Source organism: Bradyrhizobium sp. U87765 SZCCT0048 (assembly GCF_018131225.1).
In the GTDB taxonomy this organism is placed as follows: domain Bacteria; phylum Pseudomonadota; class Alphaproteobacteria; order Rhizobiales; family Xanthobacteraceae; genus Bradyrhizobium_A.
The window spans coordinates 2,915,071-2,932,500 of the sequence record NZ_JAFCMM010000001.1 but is presented as its reverse complement, the minus strand read 5'-3'; the positions used below and the strand labels follow the sequence as shown (position 1 = coordinate 2,932,500).

Here is a 17,430-nt window from a genome sequence, read left to right as displayed (position 1 = left end):
CGATGTCACCGTGAAGGAGAGGGACGGTATGGTGCTCGCGCCGGGCATCGGTGACGATGCGCGGGGCCTTGCCGCGCTGCTGTCCCTGATCCGGGCGCTCGACGCCAACGGCATCACCACTGTCGGCGACATCCTGTTCGTCGCGACCGTCGGCGAGGAGGAGCTCGGCAATTTGCGTGGGGTCAAGGCGCTGTTCCGAGACCACAAGGATATCGATGGTTTCATCTCGATCGACGGTCTTGGTATCTCGCGGGTGGTCAATCAGGGCACCGGCAGCCACCGTTACGAGATGATCTTCAGCGGGCCCGGCGGCCATTCGTTCCAGGAGTTCGGCCTGCCGAGCGCGACCCATGCGCTCGGCCGGGCGGTCGCAAGGATTGCCGAGCTGCGGACGCCGGCGGATCCGAAGACCACCTTCACGGTCGGTACCGTCGCCGGCGGGACCTCGGTCAATGCCATCGCCGCGGAGGCGCGCATGACCGTGGACATGCGTTCGAACGCCACCGAGGAATTGCTCAAGCTGGAAGCGACGCTGCTTGGTCTCGTGAAGGAAGCCGTGGCGGAGGAGAACGCGCGCTGGAATTCGGACAAGCTGGTCGTCGAGATCAAGCTGATCGGCGATCGGCCCGCGGGCGCCGTGGCCGAGGATTCGCCGATCGTGCAGGCGAGCCAGCGTGCGGTGATGACGCTGACGCGCGCGCCGCGTGTCACCTTCGCCGGTTCGAGCACCGATTCCAATCTCGCCATGTCACTGGGGATTCCCGCCGTCACCATCGGAGGCGGCGGCGAGGGCGGCAACTGGCATTCGCGCAATGAATGGTACAGGCCGGTGGATGCCTGGCTCGGTCCGCAACATGCGCTGCTGACCGCGCTGGTGCTGACGGGACTCGATGGCGTGACGCAGCCACTGCTACGGACGCGGCCGTGAGGCGTCTGGCCGCAAGCGCTCCGCGCCGCACGATGGCGCAGAGCAGACAGCCGCGGCAACTCAGGCGTCGAACATCACGATGCTGCGCAGCGTCTTGCCGGCCTTGAGATTGGCGAAGCCCTCGTTGATGTCCGCAAGGCGGATCCTCGCCGAGATCCAGTCATCGAGATGCAGCTTGCCGCGCAGGTAGAAATCAATAAGGCGGGGCATGTCGACACGGAAATGGTTCGATCCCATCGACGAGCCCTGGATGCGGCGCTCGCGCAGGAAATCGAAGCCATGCAGCTCGACCTTCTGGCCGAATGGCACCATCCCGACGATGGTCGCCGTGCCGCCGGGCGCCAGCATGGCGAAGGACTGCTCGACGGTTTCCTTCAGGCCCAGCACCTCGAAGGCGTGCTGTACGCCGCCGCGAGTCAGCTCCCTGACCTGCGCGACGGGATCGCCGTCCCGGGGATTGACGAGGTCGGTGGCGCCGAGCTTCGTCGCGAGCTGCAGCTTGGCGGGATTGGTGTCGATGGCGATGATCCGCCCGGCGCCGGCGATGGCGGCGCCGTTGACGGCGGCGATGCCGACGCCGCCGCAGCCGATGATCGCCACGGTCTCGCCGGCGGTGACCTTCGCGGTGTTGACCACCGCGCCGTAACCGGTGATCACGCCGCAGCCGATCAGGGCGGCGAGCTCGAGCGGCATGTCCTTGCGAATCCTGACGATTGCGTTTTCGTGCACCAGCATCTGCTCGGCGAACGATGATAGGTTCAGGAACTGGTGCATGGGCTCGCCGCCCTTCCAGCTCAGCCGCTTCGACTGGCCGGGCGCCATCTTCACGTCGGTGTTGGTGCACAGCACGGTGCGGCCGGTCGTGCAGTTGTCGCACGTGCCGCAGAACACCGACAGGCAGGTCACCACATGGTCGCCGGGCGCCACATAGGTGACATCTGCTCCGACCTGCTCGACGATGCCGGCCGACTCGTGGCCCAGCACCGCCGGCAGTGGATGCGGATACAGCCCCTCCATGAAATGCAGATCGGAGTGACACAGCCCGGCCACGCGCGTGCGGATCAGCACCTCGCGCGGGCCCGGCTTTTGCAGGTCGACGTTCTCGATGGTGAGCGGGGTGTTGGGCGCATGCAGAACGGCAGCCTTCATGACGGCGTTTCCCTTGGCGGTTGTTGTTGCCGGCCGGTTGCCCGCTGCAAGCGGGCCGCCCGAGCTTGGCGGCCCACAGGCCGGCGACGCTTGCGTCGAGTGGCTGCCGGTCGTCCCGGCCGGCCTCAGCTCTTGCCCAGCTCGGTCAGCAGGCGGGTCATCAGGTAGAGCCGCGGCACGATCGAGTCGGTGACGATGAATTCGTCCCGGGCATGGTAGCCGAAGCCTGCGAGGCCAAGGCTTTCCAGGACCGCAGCCTTGCCGCCGCGGCTGGCGAAGCCGGCATCGGTGCCGCCGCCGGTCATGGGCACGACGGTGAGCGGCCGGTCGAGCTCGGCGTAGATGTCCTGGGCGCGCTTGGCCAGCGCATGGCTGGCGTCGCCGCCGACGAATGGCGGCCGGCCCTTGGCGATGCGGATGGTGGTCTCCGTATCCGGAACCAGCTGGCCGGACTTGATCTTGTCCTCCAGTGCGGCGCGCAGCCTGGCCGCGCCGTCCTCGACCGTCAGGCGCACGTCGCCGCTTGCGGTCGCCTTGTCCGGGATCTGGTTGCGCACGGTACCCGCCTGGGCCACCGTCCAGTTCAGCTGCACTCCGGGAATCGCCTTGGCCACATCCCGGGTCTGCAGCAGTTGATAGGACAATTCGATGAGGGCGTTGCGGCCGAGGTCCGGCGCGACGCCGGCATGCGACGCGCGTCCCTTGACCTCCATGGTCACCGTGGTGGTGCCGCTGGCGCCGAGCAGCACGGAATCCGGACTGTCGGCGCGCCCGGCCAGGGTCGGTTCGCATGACAGCACGACGTCGTGCTGGTCGGCGGTCTCGGCGATGATGTCGCCGGATCCGATCGAGCCGACCTCCTCGTCCGGATTGAACATCACCGTGAGCCGGGCGTAGTCGCGCCAGCCGCTGTCCTTGAGGATCTTGAGCGCGTGCAGCACCACGGCAAGGCCGCCCTTGTCGTCGGCGATGCCGGGACCGTAGATCCGGTTACCGTCGATCCGATAGGGCTGGGTCGAGAGGATGCCGCTCTGGTAGACCGTATCCATATGGCCGATGAGCATCAGCTTGCGCGTGCCGGTGCCATCGAGCGTACCGACCACGATATCGGCGCCCGCGCCGGCGACGGTCTTGCGCCGTTCGGTGCGGAAGCCGAGCGCCTTCAGGCGGCTTTCCGTCAGGTCGGCCATCCGGGCGAGCCCCGCGACATCGCCACTGCCGGATTCGATCATCACCATGTCGTGGAGTGTCTCGATCAGCGGCTGCTGTTCCTGCTCAGCCGCGGCCTTCAGCCTGGCATCCGGGGCGGCAAGAGCGGGCGCCGCGCACATCAGGCCGAGTGCGAGGGTCGATACAACGCGCGGAAGGATTTGAAGAAAATTTGCCATGGCAACATTCCGGTCTGCTTGCGGGCGAACAGGCTAGCAGGCATGTGGCGTTTTGCCAGCGACGCGGCGACCGCTTTCCGGGGGGGCGGAGGCGGCGCAGTCCGGTGATGATCGCAAGATTCTCCAAGTGCGTTGCGCCGCACCGTGATAGGTTGAGCCGACATGCCCCAGGGTTTCACCATGTTCGATACGGCCATCGGCCGATGCGGCATCGCATGGGGCGAACATGGCGTGACCGGCGTGCAATTGCCGCTGCCGACCGAACGCCAGACGCGCGCGCGCCTGCGCCTGCGCTATGGCGATCTGCCCGAAGGCAACGCGCCGTCGACCGTGCGCGACGCGATCATCGGCATGGTGGCGCTGATGAACGGTGAGGCCAGGGATCTGTCGTATGTCGTTCTCGACAGCGCTGGCGTGCCGGACTTCAACCGCAAGGTCTATGACATCGCCCGCGGCATTCCGACGGGCAAGACGTTGACCTATGGCGACATCGCCAAGCGGCTCGGTGGCGTCGAGCTGTCGCGCGAGGTCGGCCAGGCGCTCGGCCAGAATCCGTATCCGATCATCGTTCCCTGTCATCGCGTGCTCGCGGCCGGCGGCAAGCCGGGAGGCTTCTCCGCCAATGGCGGCGTGGTGACCAAGCTGAAGATGCTGGAGATCGAGGGCGCATATGTGAACCATACGCCGTCGCTGTTCGATTTCGATCCGGGCGAGCCGCGCGGACCGCGAACAGGACGCCCGTCATGACCGCAACAACGCTGCGGCAGGGGCCGGTGACGGTCAACGATTATCGCTGCAGCCTCGGTCCGGATGACCTGCCGTTCACCGAGGTGCATGATGGCTTTTCCATCGCCTATGTCCGCAAGGGCAGCTTTGCCTGCGAGGCGCTGGGACATTCCTACGATCTTGTTGCGGGCGCACTGCTGATCGGCCGCCCCGGCGACGAATACGTCTGCAGCCATGAGCACCATGCCTGCGGCGACGAGTGCCTGCATTTCCGTTTCGCGCCGGATCTCGCTGATACGCTGGCGTCCGATCGCGAGGTGTGGCGCGCAGGCGCCATGCCGCCGCTGCCGGAACTGATGGTGGCGGGCGAGCTGGCGCAGGCCGCTGCGGATGGCCGCAGCGATCTCGGGCTCGACGAGGCAGGGCTGCTGCTGGCGTCGCGATTCGCCGAGGCGGTGACCGGTACGAAGCGGACGCGTGGCCGGATCCGCACAGCCGATCGCCGCCGCGTGGTGGAAACCGCGCTGTGGATCGATGCCTATTCTCACCGCGCCATCGACCTCGACAGCGCCGCCGCAAAGGCGGAGCTCACCGCCTTTCATTTCCTGCGTCTGTTCTCCCGGGTGCTCGGGGTCAGCCCGCATCAATACCTGGTGCGGTCGCGGCTGCGCCGCGCCGCGCGGCTGCTTGCCGAGGAGGAGCGCGCGATCACCGACGTGGCGTTCGATGTCGGCTTCGGCGATCTCTCGAACTTCGTGCGCACCTTCCATCGCGCCGCCGGCGTCTCGCCGCGCGGCTTCCGCCGCATGGCCAAGGGCGATCGCCAACTGGTGCAGGCACGGTTGATCTAAATTCGTCCGCGCCCCAGGATCACGTGAGTGTTTCTGGCGGGGAACGTGCAGGCTTCGCTGTGATCAGAGCGCGTTCAGTCTGAGAGATCCCAGTCACTAAAGACCGCTCTTGGCACAGAACCTGATAGGTCAAATACCATTTGACCTTTTATTCCATTGTTGCATCCATTTGCGGATACATGAACTTGCAGGCGACCTGAAATCGTAAAGGCCGACACCAGTTTGTCGCATATAGAATACTCGCGTCGGAAAGGCCTGGTGAGTTCGGTGACGTTCCTGCCGACGATGAACAACATCGGTTCGGCTGAACCCTGGGGGGCCTTTTCATAGTGGTCGCCGCTATAGACCATGCGGTCATAGAGGATGTCGGCCTGAACAGCGACATAGTTCGATGACAGGGCCAATACCTTGGCGTCCGCTATCCGATAGTTCTTGGCATACGAGCCGGGGTGCAACCTGGCTTCTGGTGAGGGCAACTCATCCTGCTCGCGAACTACGAGGTGTTCGGAGACGCGGTTAATTGCTGATGGGCTCGTGGTTTCTTTGACCTGGATAGGATCGACATTCTGTGGTGCAGCGAGCACCGCAATGCTTTCCTTCGAGCATGATATCCCCGAAGGCAGTTCTAGCCGCGTGCCGTCGAAAATACCTGCGCTGAAAGCTTCTTTGGGCAAAAGCTCTTTAACCGACGCCTCGCTTTTGCCGCCGGCCCAGACGATCGTTATGCTCTTTACCCCCGTAATCGTGCCAAGCGCGCTCGCCAACGCTGGGGAGACGTTGTCACAATTGTAGATCTGGCGAAACTGCGAGGGCGGCTTTGAACTCGGGATGTTGCTTGGCCATTGCGGATTCGAGATTTCTTCCGGCGAGTGCGCTGGTTGTGCGTAGGCGAACGAAAACGTCGAAACCAGACAGGCCGCAACCAGGGAAGGAGAAAATCTCATGACGTTCTGAGACTCCAGAGGTTCAATTCGGTGACGATAACCTTGTAGTTCGTTCGTTTCGAGCAGGATTGGAAGCCTGTGACAGAAAATTCTTGTGAAGCCGCGATCAATGAAAAAGTTTGCAGTCCTGTTTGCAGGGCGCTGCGGCTACGGGACGGTTCACGAGGCAAGAATGTCCAAGTATGCCGTGCGGCCTTTACCCTATCGTGACGCTCTCTCGACAACAGGATATCGTCATGTACGACCATATTGGACTACGGGTGAAGGACCTCGACGCCAGTGAGCGCTTCTATGAAGCAGCGCTCGCGGGTCTCGGCCATGTGCTGTGCTCGCGCGATACGAGCGGTGCCGGCCTCGGGCCAAAGGATGCACCGGCGCTGTGGCTGCATGTTGCCAAGGCATCGCCGGCCGCTGGCGCCCACGTAGCCTTCCAGGCGCCGAACCGCAGGGCCGTCGATCAGTTCCATGCGGAGGGGCTCAAGGCCGGCGGCAAGGACAATGGCGCGCCGGGGCTGCGTGCCGACTACAGCCCGACCTACTACGCCGCGTTCTTGATCGATCCCGATGGCAACAACGTCGAAGCGGTGTGCCTGAAGTAGGAGGCTGCGATGGGATCGGTTCACAAGGAATTCAGCGTCGCCGCGCCGGCCGATCGGGTGTGGGCGGCGCTTGCCGATTTCGGTGCGCTGGCGACGCGCCTGGTGCCGGGCTTCGTCACCGCCTGCCGCCTCGAGGATGAACACACGCGCATCGTGACCTTCAGCAACGGTACGGAAGCGCGCGAGATCCTGGTCGACTGTGACGCCGCGCGGCGGCGGCTGGTCTATGTCGTGGTCGGCGGCCAGTTGACGCAGCACAGCGCGTCCGCCCAGGTGCTTGCCGAGGGCGATGGCGCCTGCCGTTTCGTGTGGGTCGCGGATTTCCTGCCGAACGCGCTCGCGGACTATGTCGCGGCGCAGATGGAGCTTGGTGCCATGGCGATGAAGGCGGCGCTGGAGAAGGAGGCGGCTGCGGTAATGTGATCAGCAGTGCCGTGGCCAGGAGCGTCGAGATTTCCCCTCATGGTGAGGAGCGCGGCAACGCCGCGCGTCTCGAACCACGAGGCCCGGCGGCTGTGGCCTCATCCTTCGAGACGCCCGCTGGCGCGGGCTCCTCAGGATGAGGGGGGAGGCCTTGCCGCAGTCATAGAGAGCTCAAGTCTCTGCAGTCCGGGCCACCTTCTGCGTCATCACCGGGCCGGCGCCAACGGGTCCTCGCAAAGCGCGGCCCGATGACGGGCTCCGCGCCGAGACCCGGTGATCCAGCTTAACGACTTCGCGTCGTGTGGTGAGGAAGCTGGATTGCCGGATCAAGTGTTCAGTCCGGGGACATCACCGACGGGTGTTCGGGGACATAGCCGACACATCACAATGCATGGACAGGCTGTCAGGGAGGCGGTCCATGCCATGGCTCGAGGTGTCGGTGATGGAGCAACGACGGGAGTTTGTCCGGCTGGCGATGCAGGAAGGGGCGAACCGGCGAGAGCTATGCCGCCGGTTCGGGATCCACCCGGATACCGGTTACAAATGGCTGCGTCGCTGGCAGGCCAATCAGGAGCTTGCGGACTTTTCGCGCCGCCCGCATGCGAGCCCGCACAGGATGGATCAGGAGGTCGAGGAGCGGGTTCTTGCGATCCGTGATGCGCATCCGGCCTGGGGTGCTCGCAAGATCGCCCGCCGTCTGGCGTGGGCAGGCAGCAAAGTTCCGGCGTTCTCGACAGTGCACCAGATCCTGCATCGGCATGGGCGCGTCCAGCCGCCTGCAGGCGGTCCTGCGGCCAGCCAACGGTTCGAGAAGCCCGCGCCCAACCTGCTGTGGCAAATGGACTTCAAGGGCTGGGTGCGGCTCGGCAACAATGCGCTTTGTCATCCGCTTACAGTGGTCGACGACCACTCACGCTATGATCTGTGCCTGCAGGCATGCGCCGACCAACGCGGCGAGACGGTGCGAGACCGGCTGGAGCTGATCTTTCGCACATATGGCCTGCCGGACGCCTTCTTCGTCGACAATGGCACGCCCTGGGGCGATCCGTCCGGGGAGCGTTGGACGCGGTTTGCAGTCTGGCTGCTCAAGCTCGGCATCAACGTCATTCACAGCCGCCCGTACCATCCGCAAAGCCGCGGCAAGAACGAGCGCTTCCACCGCACCCTCAAAGCCGAAGTATTTGCGCTGCGCCGCTTCCACGATCTCGCCGAGACCCAGCGCGCCTTCGATGCCTGGCGCGAGATCTACAATTTCGAGCGACCGCACGAGGCCCTCGGGCAGCAGGTGCCGGCCAGCCGCTATCGGCCAAGCCAGCGCCGGATGCCCGAGCGCCTCCCCACGCCGGAGTACAGCAGTGACGAGATCGTGCGGAGCGTGTCCTCCACGAAGGCCTATGTCAGCTTCAAGGGCCGCCTCTGGAAGGTGCCGCAAGCCTTCCGGGGCGAACGCCTCGCCATCAGGCCTATCGCTGCTGACGGACAATACGGCGTGTTCTTCGCTGCCCATCAGGTCGCCACTATCGACTTGACGGGCTCAAAAAGTGTCGGTGATGTCTCCGAACGGGTGTCGGCCATGTCCCCGGACTGAACATCAAGTCCGGCAATGACGCTGAGAGTGTGAGACGCTCCCAGAATCACTCGGACGTCGCAAAACAATCTCTACAATGCGCATTCACTTGAACCACTTGTCGTAGGTCGCCTGGTAGCTGCCGTTCTCGCGGATGATGTGCAGCCACTGGTCGACGAAGGCCTTGAGCGCCACATCGCGCTGCAGCCAGTAGGCTTTCTCGGCGAAGTCGAACGGTTTGTCCGGATGCACCGCGCACAGCACGCCGGGGTGCAGCTTCTGCTGATAGCGCGTCTCCGAGGCATCCGTCATCATCAGGTCGGCATGGCCGCTGGCGATCTGATCGAAAATGGTGACGTTGTCGGGATAGACCTCGATCTGCGCCGCCTTGATGTGGGCGCGCGCAAAGCGTTCGTTGGTGCCGCCGGGATTGACGATGACCTTGGTACCGGGCTTGTCGATGTCGGCGAGGCTGTCGAACCTGGCCGCATCGGCGCAACGGGCGATCGGCGTCTTGCCTTCGCGCATGAGGGCGGTGGAGAACAGCCCCTTTTTCTGGCGGTCGAGGGTAATGGAGACGCCGCCGGCGGCCATGTCGAAGGCGCCGGCCTCGAAATCTCGGGTCATGGTCGGCCAGCTCGTCGGCACGAACTCGACCTTGACGCCGAGCGCCTGTCCCAGCGCCTGCGCCATGTCGACGTCGAAGCCCTCGAAGCTCGACGTGGTCTTGTTGAGGGAGGTGAAGGGCCGGTAGTCGCCGGTCATGCCGACGCGCAGCGTGCCGCGGCTGATAATGTCGTCGAGGCGTGACGGGGAGGGAGACTGGGCCAGCGCGCCGCTGGCAAGCATGGCGAGCGCGGTTGCCGCCGCTGGGATCGTCCACCGCATCGCGTGTTCTCCCGGTCATCGTGAGAGACCGCCGGCGATCGCAGCAAGGTGCGCCGCCGGCGGTGAGCAGGATCAGGCCGCGATGATCTCCTGGCGCTGTGCGCCGAGACCATCGATGCCGAGGGTGACGATGTCGCCAATATTGAGGAACTTGGGCGGCTTCATGCCGCCGCCGACGCCCGGCGGTGTGCCGGTGGTGACGATGTCACCGGGCAGCAGGGTCATGAACTGCGAGACGTAGGCGATGCACTTGGCGACCGTGAAGATCATGGTCGAGGTGTTGCCGGTCTGGCGGCGCTCGCCGTTGACGTCGAGCCACATGCCGAGCTTCTGCGGGTCGGCGATTTCATCCTTGGTCACGAGCCACGGGCCGACCGGGCCGAAGGTGTCGTGCGACTTGCCCTTGGTCCAGGTGCCGCCGCGCTCGAGCTGGAAGTTGCGCTCGGAGACGTCGTTGCACACCGCATAGCCTGCGACGTGATTGAGGGCGTCGGCTTCGCTGACATAACGGGCGCGGGTGCCGATCACGGCGGCGAGCTCGACTTCCCAGTCGAGCTTGGTGGAACCGCGCGGCTTCTCGGTTGCGTCGTTCGGGCCGCACAGGCTGGTGTTGGCCTTGAGGAAGAAGATCGGCTCCGGCGGGATCGGCATGCCGGATTCGGCGGCGTGGTCGGCATAGTTCAGGCCGATGGCGACGAACTTGGAGATGGCGGTGACAGGCGCACCGAACCGCGGGTTGCCGTCCACCAGCGGCAGCGATGCCGGATCGATCTTGGCGAGCTTGGCAAGGCCTTCCGGCGATACGGTCTCTCCGGTGATGTCCTTGATGTGTGCCGACAGATCGCGGATACGGCCGGCGCTGTCGAGCAGGCCGGGCTTTTCCTGGCCGGCGGCGCCATAGCGTACGAGTTTCATGGTGGTTCTCCCGTTGGGCGTGTGCTGGCCGTTTTTTGAAGCAGTCAGCGTCAAAATTCAACCGCGCTCCGGCATGGTGGCTGCGCCCCATCATATGGGACGAAGGTGCGTGCCCTCAGGCAATCAGGCGGAACGCGTCGCCGTCGCGCACGAGATGGCCGATGTCGAAATGGCCGCCGATCACCCGCGTCGGCGTGTCGGCGAAGCGCGCGAACAACGCGTGTCGGGTGCGGATCGCCTGCGCCGGATCGTGATCGACGGTGGACGACCAGTCGAGATGCGCCATCTGCACCGGATGGTGTGCCGCGTCGCCCATCAGCAGCAGACTTTCACCTTCGGATTCGATCAGCACGCTGAGATGGCCGGGGCTGTGGCCGGGTGTCGGCAGCAGCGTCAGCTCCTCGCACACCCTGGTCTCAGGGCCGATCAGCTCGGCCCGTCCAGCATCGACGATCGGCTGCACGGAATCGAGGAACGACACCGATGGATGCGCTGCGTCGTCCTGATGCGCGGCCCAGTGTTCGTACTCGGTCTTCCCGAACAGGTAGCGCGCGTTGACAAAGGTCGGCACCCAGCGGTCGCCCTCGATGCGTGTGTTCCAGCCGACATGGTCGACATGGAGATGGGTGCAGAGCACGAGATCGATGCTCTCCGGCGGGTAGCCCGCGCTGGTGAGCTGTTGCAGGAACGGCGTGTTCAGCCCGTTCCACACCGGCACATGGCGGCCCTGCTTGTCGTTGCCGAGACCGGTGTCGACGATGATGCGCCGTGTCGGCGTCTCGACGATCAGCGAATGGATCGTCATCCGCAGGCGCCCCTGGTCGTTGGCGAAGCGCGGCACCAGCCAGGGCAGCTTGCGCGCTTCCTCGGTGGACGCCTGGGGCAGGATGAATCGGGTGCCGCCGGTGGTGTCGATCTCGATGATTTTGGTGACCTTGACCTTGCCGACGGTCCACTGCATCCGGCGCCTCTCCTTGTGGTCCCGCAGATCGCTGCCGCGACGATTGGCGCGCGGACCTGTGATCCGCGCGCGATGATGCTGTGACTACAGTGTGCCGGGAAATGCGCCGCCGTCGAGCAGGATGTTCTGCCCGGTGATGTAGCCGGACTTGGCGCCGCACAGGAAGGCGCAGGCGAGGCCGAACTCCTCGGGATCGCCGAAGCGGCCTGCCGGGTTCTCGCTGGCGCGCTGGCGCATGATCTCGTCGGGCGTGACGCCCGCGACCTTGGCCTGGTTGGTGCTCACCGTGCGCAGGCGATCGGTGTCGAACGGTCCCGGCAGCAGCGCATTGATGGTGACGTTGTGTCTCACGGTCTTGCGCGACAGGCCGGCGACGAAGCCGGTGAGGCCGGTGCGCGCGCCGTTGGAGAGGCCGAGGACGTCGATCGGCGCCTTCACCGCCGCCGAGGTGATGTTGACGATGCGCCCGAACTTCCGCGCGATCATGTGGTCGACCGTCGCCTTGATCAGCTCGATCGGGGTCAGCATGTTGGCGTCGAGCGCCTTGATCCAGTCGTCGCGGGTCCAGTTGCGGAAGTCGCCCGGCGGCGGCCCGCCGGCGTTGTTGACGAGGATGTCCGGCTGCGGACAGGCGGCGAGCGCCGCCGCGCGGCCCTCCGGCGTGGTGATGTCGGCGGCCACCGTCTTGACCTCGAGGCCGGCATGGGCCCGGCGGATCTCGTCCGCGGTCTTCTCCAGTGCTTCGGCGCCGCGCGCCACCAGCGTCACGTGGACGCCTTCGTCGGCCAGCGCGATCGCGCAGGCGCGTCCGAGACCCTTGCTCGCGGCGCAGACAAGCGCTCGCCGTCCTGAAATACCCAGATCCACTGTCGTGCTCCCGTTTCTTGTTCCCTGGCGCCAGGCTTTCCGCGCCCTGCCGGCGCGGCGCGGGCCGCCTCAGTCATGCTTCATGTTTTCACTGCGGCTGCAAGGCGGACATAACGCGAACGATATCAAGGCTTTGCGAGAGGCAGGGGAAACGTCACAAATTCATGAAAAAGATCGCTCCGGCCCCTTTCCAAATCCCGGTTCGATTGGTACATACCCCTCGCAACCGCGGGCCATGCCCCGGACGCCTTCTCTGGACCCTCCGGACAAGTGAATCGGCGCCTTGGTCACAAGGTCGCTGCCTTCGCTCTTCTTCGGAAACGGCCCGTAGCGAGAGGCACGCACGGTTTAACGCGGGGTGGAGCAGCCCGGTAGCTCGTCAGGCTCATAACCTGAAGGTCATAGGTTCAAATCCTATCCCCGCAACCAAATTCGGATTTTACCGGATCCGATACGAAAATGGCCCGCTTCATGCGGGCCATTTTTGTTTTGGGAGCCATCGCGTGTTTGGGCCTTCCACGGGGCTGCTGTTGCGCCCGGCCAGATCAGGCGACGAACCGCGCGATCAAGAGCGGTTGGAGTCTGGGGCGCTGACAAACGGCGGTTAGTGGCAGCGGCGCCGCGTCGTCCTCTTGATCGAGACGCGCGCCGCATTTTGCTGATCGCACTCTTCGGACCTGCTGTGCGCTTCCGTTTCGCTTCCGCAGAAAGTCCCTTCTCCCGTCGTCGGCGTAACGGATCTCGAATCGGCGATCACTGGCGGCCCGCCGAACGGCTCCGGATCCGTTGCGGAGACTTCGCGGATGACCGGGGTGGCCGGAAAATTCCGGGCGCTATCGTGAGTTGGGACACATCGGCCGGCGCTCACCGTTGTCGGGCTCGCTGCACACGCGGCCGTCGGGCAGGTCAATCGAATACTATTTTAGGTTTGAAATAGCTCTCTTGCTGTCCCCGGTCCGAGCGGCGTCTCCGATCGGATTGGCCTTGGAAGCGGGCGCACAAAATCGAAGGAAGAGCGGCTTGTCGCCGGGGGCCGATCTGCCGTAAATTTGACCAGGCGCAAGTCCGCGAGGTCGAAAGCCGAAACAGGGAAGAGCTGTTGGGCACACAGAACCAGGAAGCGTGTCATACCACAGCCATTGCAGAGGATCTCCGTGAGGATGTCTTTGCAAGGCAGCGGGAGCTTCGCACCCGGCTTCTTGATCGTACCGCGATCCGCCACGCCCATGCGCGTGATCTGGCCGCCCACATGCTTCTTCGTCTCGATGACCTGCCGGGGTGCTGGTCGATTGCGACCAACTGGCTGCGGGCCGAACTTCGATGCCAGCGCGTCGATACCGGTTTCGGGATGCGCGAGGCAAGGGACTATTTCCCGGGTTTCGCGGAAGCGAAAGACGCCGACTACGATGTCCCCTCGTTCGGCGGCAAAGCTGTCGACAACCGGGATGTCGCGATGCAGGCGATGTGGCTGGATCCTCGCCCGGTGATCTTTGCCGATATCAAGCAGGACAGCCGCATCACGATGCGCCTGCGGCAAAGGCTGGCGGGGGCACGGACGAAGTCGAAGTTCGCCTGGGCGCTTCGGACCGGACGCGGCACCTACGGCCTGATCTGCGCCGACTGGACCGAGCATTTCGCCCCCTGGGAATCCGGCCTGTACGATTGTTTCGAACAGACGGTGGTCGATGTCCTCAACCCGATCGTTGCCGCTGCCAAAGAGATAGCCGATCGCGACGCGACGGTTCGGACTGGAGAGGCGCAGGATAGCTATCCATTGACCTTGTCCACGGGCCTTTCAGCGAACACGGGCCTTTCAGCGAACGCTTGGCTGGCAAACCTCACGGCTTCGGAAATCGAGGTCGCCAGGCTGGTTGCGAAGGGGATGAGCTACAAGGACATAGCCAGAGTTCGTCGCAGGTCCTTTTCCACGATCGATCATCAGCTCAGAAGCATCCGGCAGAAGACCGGCGTTTCAAGCACCTCCGCTCTGGTCAGCCTGCTGGCGCGGACTGACTTGTCGATGGTCTGAGGATCCGCGAGAGCCGGGCCGACGAAGGTCGACTTCGCAATGTCGGGAGTGAAGGTCTGCTTCTGACGAAAATCAGCCGCCTCTCCAAAATAGCCTGATGAAACCGTGCATCACCGAAGCTGATCGGCATCGCGAACCTTCGCGATAGATGGCGCCGCACGTCCCTTGGTAGATTCCCCCTCGCACGGAGATCATCGTGCCGCGCTGAACCAGCTTTGAGCGGTTTGCGAAGGAAAGGGAGAGGAGACGAGATGACGCAATTTGCGGCAACGGCGATGGCGTCGGCGAGATTGGCATCAGCAGCGGCAGCGGGCATCGGGACAGAAGGTGCGCGCAGGCGCGCCCCGGTTCAGTTTCAGGCAGCCTGAGCTGAGCGTCGCCATGATCGAGAACCCGTTTTACGGTCGCGAAACGCAGGGCGAGTTCAGGCTCTACGAACTCGGCAATCTCGTCCTGGAAAGCGGTGAAACGCTGCGGGGTGCAAAGCTCGCGTATCGCACTTTCGGCAAGCTGAACGCGGAAAAGTCCAACGCCATTCTGGTGACGACCTGGTTCTCGGGAACCGGCAAGGTGATGGAAGATGTCTACGTCGGCCAGAGCCACGCGCTTGATCCGGACCGGCATTTCATCGTCATCGTCGATCAGCTTGGCGGCGGCGTGTCGTCGTCGCCGCAGAACACGCCCGCGCCACAGGCGATGGCGAAATTTCCGAAGCTTACAATCGGCGACGATGTCCGCGCTCAGCGCCGGATGTTGAAAGACCTGTTCGGCATCGAACGGCTGGCGCTTGTGGTCGGTGGGTCGATGGGCGGGCAGCAGGTTTATGAATGGATCGTCGCTTATCCAGCGATGGTCGAGCGGGCGGCGCCGATTGCCGCGACAGCCCGCATTTCGCTGCACCAGCAGATCTTTGTCGAAACCCTGAAGGAGGCGATCACGTCCGACCCCTGCTGGAACGGCGGTTGGTACGCCTCGGGCGCTGCTGTGCGCCAGGGCATGGACCGGATGGCGCGGATCGTGGCGACACTCGGCTGGTCGACGCAGTTCTACCAGGAGGAGCGCTGGCGCAGCATCATTGGCATGTCGTCGCTCGACGACTTCATCAACGGTGTGATGAAGGCCTATTTCGAGCCGATGGATCCCAATGTCCTGCTGTGCGAGATGCACAAGTGGCAACGGGCTGACGTATCGCGACACGCCGCAGGCGACCTCGCCCGGGCGCTGGCGCGGGTGAAGGCAAGGACCATGGTCATGCCCATCAGCCACGACAGCTTCTTCCCCCCGGGGGAATGCGAGGCCGATTATCGACTTCTTCCTGAGGCCGAGTTTCGCGTCATCGAATCGCCTGAAGGCCACATGGGCCTGAACGGGTTCGAGCCGGGATATATGGAGCAGGTCGATCGTCATCTGAACGAATTGCTGGCGACCTGACGATTTCCAAACTCAGTTTTGAACCGCCCCGGGCGCCGCCGCTTCGGGGAACGACGGGGCATGCCCCGATGACCGCGCCTGAGGACGCTTGAAAGATGCAACAGAGCAGAAGCAAGGCGCTCAATGTGCGAGGCGCCACCAAAACCTACAGGACGCAGTCGGGCGAAGTTCATGCCCTGAAGGACGTCGATCTGACCGTTCGGCAGGGCGAGTTCATTGCGGTGGTCGGACCTTCGGGGTGCGGCAAGACCACGCTGCTGTGGTCGATCGCGGGATTGCACAGGCTGACCTCGGGCGCCATCGCCCTGGGCGAGGAGTGGATTACGCGTCCGCATCCCAGTATCGGCATGATGTTTCAGGAAGCGAATCTGCTGCCCTGGCGGACGATCCGCAAGAACATCGAGCTTCCGTTCGAAATTCGGGGAATGCGCCCGGACGCCGCGCGGGTCGACACGTTCCTGGAACGGGTCGGGCTGGGTGGTTTTGGCGACAGGATGCCTCGCGAACTCTCGGGCGGGATGCAGCAGCGTGCGTCCATCGTGCGCGCGTTGGCCAGTGATCCCGCGGTCCTGCTGATGGACGAACCCTTCGGAGCGCTCGACGCCTTCACCCGCGACGAGATGAACAAGCTGGTCGAGGAGATCTGGCTGGAATCCCGCAAGACGGTGGTGCTGATCACGCACTCCATCGCGGAGGCGGTGTTTCTGGCCGACAAGGTCTACATCATGAGCGCGCGGCCAGGTCAGATTGCGCGAATGGTGGACATTCCGTTTCCGCGGCCCCGGTCTCTGGACCTGATGGAGACGCGTGAGTTCTTCGACCTCGTCAACATGATCAAGCACGACATACAGCACCAGCGGCCGGCGATGCCAGCTGCCGTCATGGCAAGATAGGGGGGCGCCACCATGAGCCAGACAACGCAGACCGGAGGCATCGCGGGCGCAACGGGAATTGCCAGTGGGCCCGGCGAGCAGGGAGGCAAGGAAGTCGCGGGGATCATCGCGGTGGCGCTGCTGGTCATCGGCGGAGGAGAACTGCTTCTGCGGCTCTTCGAAGTGCCACGATACATCCTGCCGACCCCATCGGCCATTGCCGGCGTGTTCTTCTCGCAGGAGATCGCGACCATCTGCGAGCACTATTCCTACACGCTGGTCGAGCTTTTTGCGGGCTACGCCATCGGAGCGTCGATCGGGTTGCTCCTCGCCGCAGTCATCACGCAATTTCCGTTCGTGGAAAAGGTGATCACGCCCTACATCCTGCTGCTGGTGACCACGCCGATGCTCGCACTCGTGCCGCTTCTGATCCTGAACTTCGGTTTCGGATTCACGCCGCGGATCATCGCCGTTGCTCTCGCGTCCGGTCCAATGGTGATGATTAACGCAGCCACCGGATTTCGGCGGGTCGACGCGATGAAGATTGCACTGGCGCGATCCTGCGGAGCGTCTGCCCTGCAGATCTTCACCAAGATCCGCATTCCGATGGCCATGCCGATGGTGATCGTGGGCCTGATGATCGGTGCGATCTTCGGCATGATCACCGCGGTTGGTGCCGAGATGTCCGGCGGCGGGTTCGGGCTTGGCAGCCGCCTGACGACCTATTCCTCAACGCTGCGGATGCCGGAGTTCTTTGCCTGCATCGTGGTCCTCGCCGTTACCGGCATCACGATCTACGCCTTCTTTTTCTGGCTCGGAAAGCGACTGGCCGGCTGGGAGAGCTGACAAGACACGGGCGGAGGCGCCGCGCTCGACCCGGGAAATACGAACA

At 64.2% G+C, this 17,430-nt stretch carries 17 protein-coding genes and 1 tRNA gene (1 of these 18 only partly in view); 11 read left to right on the top strand and 7 right to left on the bottom strand.

Features of this window, described 5'->3' with window-relative positions:
- Positions 1–928, top strand: the 3' portion of a protein-coding gene (locus tag JQ639_RS13040) for a M20/M25/M40 family metallo-hydrolase (protein ID WP_211966496.1). The gene continues 404 nt to the left of window position 1, outside the view; only the last 928 of its 1,332 coding nucleotides appear in the window; its start codon lies off the left edge, out of view; it ends in the stop codon at positions 926–928.
- Positions 929–988: 60 nt separating this feature from the next.
- On the opposite strand, the gene JQ639_RS13035 is transcribed toward JQ639_RS13040, so the two are convergent.
- Together JQ639_RS13035 and JQ639_RS13030 are read right to left on the bottom strand one after the other, a co-directional pair.
- Positions 989–2,077, bottom strand: a complete 1,089-nt coding sequence (locus JQ639_RS13035) for a Zn-dependent alcohol dehydrogenase (protein ID WP_211966495.1) — start codon at positions 2,075–2,077, stop codon at positions 989–991.
- A 125-nt stretch (positions 2,078–2,202) separates the two neighbouring features.
- Positions 2,203–3,465: a M20/M25/M40 family metallo-hydrolase gene (locus JQ639_RS13030; RefSeq protein WP_211966494.1), complete on the bottom strand. Its 1,263-nt coding sequence runs from the start codon at positions 3,463–3,465 to the stop codon at positions 2,203–2,205.
- Positions 3,466–3,627: 162 nt separating this feature from the next.
- Here JQ639_RS13030 and JQ639_RS13025 point away from each other — a divergent pair, with 162 nt between their 5' ends.
- Together JQ639_RS13025 and JQ639_RS13020 are read left to right on the top strand one after the other, a co-directional pair.
- Positions 3,628–4,212, top strand: a complete 585-nt coding sequence (locus JQ639_RS13025; protein WP_211966493.1) for a methylated-DNA--[protein]-cysteine S-methyltransferase — start codon at positions 3,628–3,630, stop codon at positions 4,210–4,212.
- On the top strand, positions 4,209–5,042 hold the full coding sequence (locus JQ639_RS13020; RefSeq protein WP_211966492.1) for a helix-turn-helix domain-containing protein: 834 nt from the start codon (positions 4,209–4,211) through the stop codon (positions 5,040–5,042). Before JQ639_RS13025 ends, JQ639_RS13020 begins: the two co-directional genes overlap by 4 nt.
- Before the next feature lie 74 nt (positions 5,043–5,116).
- Here the strand turns inward: JQ639_RS13020 and JQ639_RS13015 are convergent, their stop codons facing one another.
- Entirely contained in the window at positions 5,117–5,986 is an 870-nt protein-coding gene (locus JQ639_RS13015; protein ID WP_211966491.1) for a hypothetical protein, read from the bottom strand.
- A gap of 236 nt (positions 5,987–6,222) precedes the next feature.
- On the opposite strand from JQ639_RS13015, the gene JQ639_RS13010 reads away from it, so the two are divergent.
- From JQ639_RS13010 to JQ639_RS13000, 3 genes are all read left to right on the top strand, one after another.
- Positions 6,223–6,585, top strand: coding sequence for a VOC family protein (locus JQ639_RS13010; protein ID WP_211966490.1), 363 nt, complete (start codon positions 6,223–6,225; stop codon positions 6,583–6,585).
- A gap of 9 nt (positions 6,586–6,594) precedes the next feature.
- The gene (locus JQ639_RS13005) at positions 6,595–7,008 is read left to right on the top strand and encodes an SRPBCC family protein (protein WP_211966489.1); all 414 of its coding nucleotides are present in this window, start codon (positions 6,595–6,597) and stop codon (positions 7,006–7,008) included.
- Between the two features lie 418 nt (positions 7,009–7,426).
- Positions 7,427–8,596, top strand: coding sequence for an IS481 family transposase (locus tag JQ639_RS13000; RefSeq protein WP_211966488.1), 1,170 nt, complete (start codon positions 7,427–7,429; stop codon positions 8,594–8,596).
- An 84-nt stretch (positions 8,597–8,680) separates the two neighbouring features.
- Here JQ639_RS13000 and JQ639_RS12995 read toward each other — a convergent pair whose 3' ends face one another.
- The 4 genes from JQ639_RS12995 to JQ639_RS12980 all read right to left on the bottom strand — a co-directional run bounded on the left by JQ639_RS12995 (position 8,681) and on the right by JQ639_RS12980 (position 12,206).
- Positions 8,681–9,463, bottom strand: a complete 783-nt coding sequence (locus JQ639_RS12995; RefSeq protein WP_211966487.1) for a transporter substrate-binding domain-containing protein — start codon at positions 9,461–9,463, stop codon at positions 8,681–8,683.
- A gap of 72 nt (positions 9,464–9,535) precedes the next feature.
- The gene (locus JQ639_RS12990; protein ID WP_211966486.1) at positions 9,536–10,378 is read right to left on the bottom strand and encodes a fumarylacetoacetate hydrolase family protein; all 843 of its coding nucleotides are present in this window, start codon (positions 10,376–10,378) and stop codon (positions 9,536–9,538) included.
- Positions 10,379–10,493: 115 nt separating this feature from the next.
- Positions 10,494–11,339, bottom strand: coding sequence for an MBL fold metallo-hydrolase (locus JQ639_RS12985; protein WP_211966485.1), 846 nt, complete (start codon positions 11,337–11,339; stop codon positions 10,494–10,496).
- An 84-nt stretch (positions 11,340–11,423) separates the two neighbouring features.
- Positions 11,424–12,206 (bottom strand): SDR family oxidoreductase, encoded by a 783-nt coding sequence (locus tag JQ639_RS12980; protein ID WP_211966484.1) that lies wholly within the window; start codon positions 12,204–12,206, stop codon positions 11,424–11,426.
- Between the two features lie 352 nt (positions 12,207–12,558).
- Here JQ639_RS12980 and JQ639_RS12975 point away from each other — a divergent pair.
- From JQ639_RS12975 to JQ639_RS12955, 5 genes are all read left to right on the top strand, one after another.
- Positions 12,559–12,635, top strand: a tRNA-Met gene (locus tag JQ639_RS12975).
- A 670-nt stretch (positions 12,636–13,305) separates the two neighbouring features.
- The gene (locus JQ639_RS12970) at positions 13,306–14,235 is read left to right on the top strand and encodes a response regulator transcription factor (protein ID WP_211966483.1); all 930 of its coding nucleotides are present in this window, start codon (positions 13,306–13,308) and stop codon (positions 14,233–14,235) included.
- Between the two features lie 381 nt (positions 14,236–14,616).
- The gene (locus JQ639_RS12965) at positions 14,617–15,666 is read left to right on the top strand and encodes an alpha/beta fold hydrolase (protein ID WP_211966482.1); all 1,050 of its coding nucleotides are present in this window, start codon (positions 14,617–14,619) and stop codon (positions 15,664–15,666) included.
- Between the two features lie 95 nt (positions 15,667–15,761).
- The gene (locus tag JQ639_RS12960) at positions 15,762–16,559 is read left to right on the top strand and encodes an ABC transporter ATP-binding protein (protein WP_211966481.1); all 798 of its coding nucleotides are present in this window, start codon (positions 15,762–15,764) and stop codon (positions 16,557–16,559) included.
- 111 nt (positions 16,560–16,670) lie between these two features.
- Positions 16,671–17,384, top strand: coding sequence for an ABC transporter permease (locus JQ639_RS12955; RefSeq protein ID WP_349644763.1), 714 nt, complete (start codon positions 16,671–16,673; stop codon positions 17,382–17,384).
- Positions 17,385–17,430: the final 46 nt, after the last annotated feature.

Coding starts and splice junctions, on each gene's coding strand:
- JQ639_RS13010 (WP_211966490.1), top strand. CDS start 6,223: ATGTACGACCATATTGGACTACGGGTGAAGGACCTCGACGCCAGTGAG.
- JQ639_RS13025 (WP_211966493.1), top strand. CDS start 3,628: ATGCCCCAGGGTTTCACCATGTTCGATACGGCCATCGGCCGATGCGGC.
- JQ639_RS12960 (WP_211966481.1), top strand. CDS start 15,762: ATGCAACAGAGCAGAAGCAAGGCGCTCAATGTGCGAGGCGCCACCAAA.
- JQ639_RS13020 (WP_211966492.1), top strand. CDS start 4,209: ATGACCGCAACAACGCTGCGGCAGGGGCCGGTGACGGTCAACGATTAT.
- JQ639_RS13015 (WP_211966491.1), bottom strand. CDS start 5,986: ATGAGATTTTCTCCTTCCCTGGTTGCGGCCTGTCTGGTTTCGACGTTT.
- JQ639_RS12965 (WP_211966482.1), top strand. CDS start 14,617: ATGATCGAGAACCCGTTTTACGGTCGCGAAACGCAGGGCGAGTTCAGG.
- JQ639_RS12990 (WP_211966486.1), bottom strand. CDS start 10,378: ATGAAACTCGTACGCTATGGCGCCGCCGGCCAGGAAAAGCCCGGCCTG.
- JQ639_RS13035 (WP_211966495.1), bottom strand. CDS start 2,077: ATGAAGGCTGCCGTTCTGCATGCGCCCAACACCCCGCTCACCATCGAG.
- JQ639_RS13000 (WP_211966488.1), top strand. CDS start 7,427: ATGCCATGGCTCGAGGTGTCGGTGATGGAGCAACGACGGGAGTTTGTC.
- JQ639_RS13030 (WP_211966494.1), bottom strand. CDS start 3,465: ATGGCAAATTTTCTTCAAATCCTTCCGCGCGTTGTATCGACCCTCGCA.
- JQ639_RS12985 (WP_211966485.1), bottom strand. CDS start 11,339: ATGCAGTGGACCGTCGGCAAGGTCAAGGTCACCAAAATCATCGAGATC.
- JQ639_RS13005 (WP_211966489.1), top strand. CDS start 6,595: ATGGGATCGGTTCACAAGGAATTCAGCGTCGCCGCGCCGGCCGATCGG.
- JQ639_RS12995 (WP_211966487.1), bottom strand. CDS start 9,463: ATGCGGTGGACGATCCCAGCGGCGGCAACCGCGCTCGCCATGCTTGCC.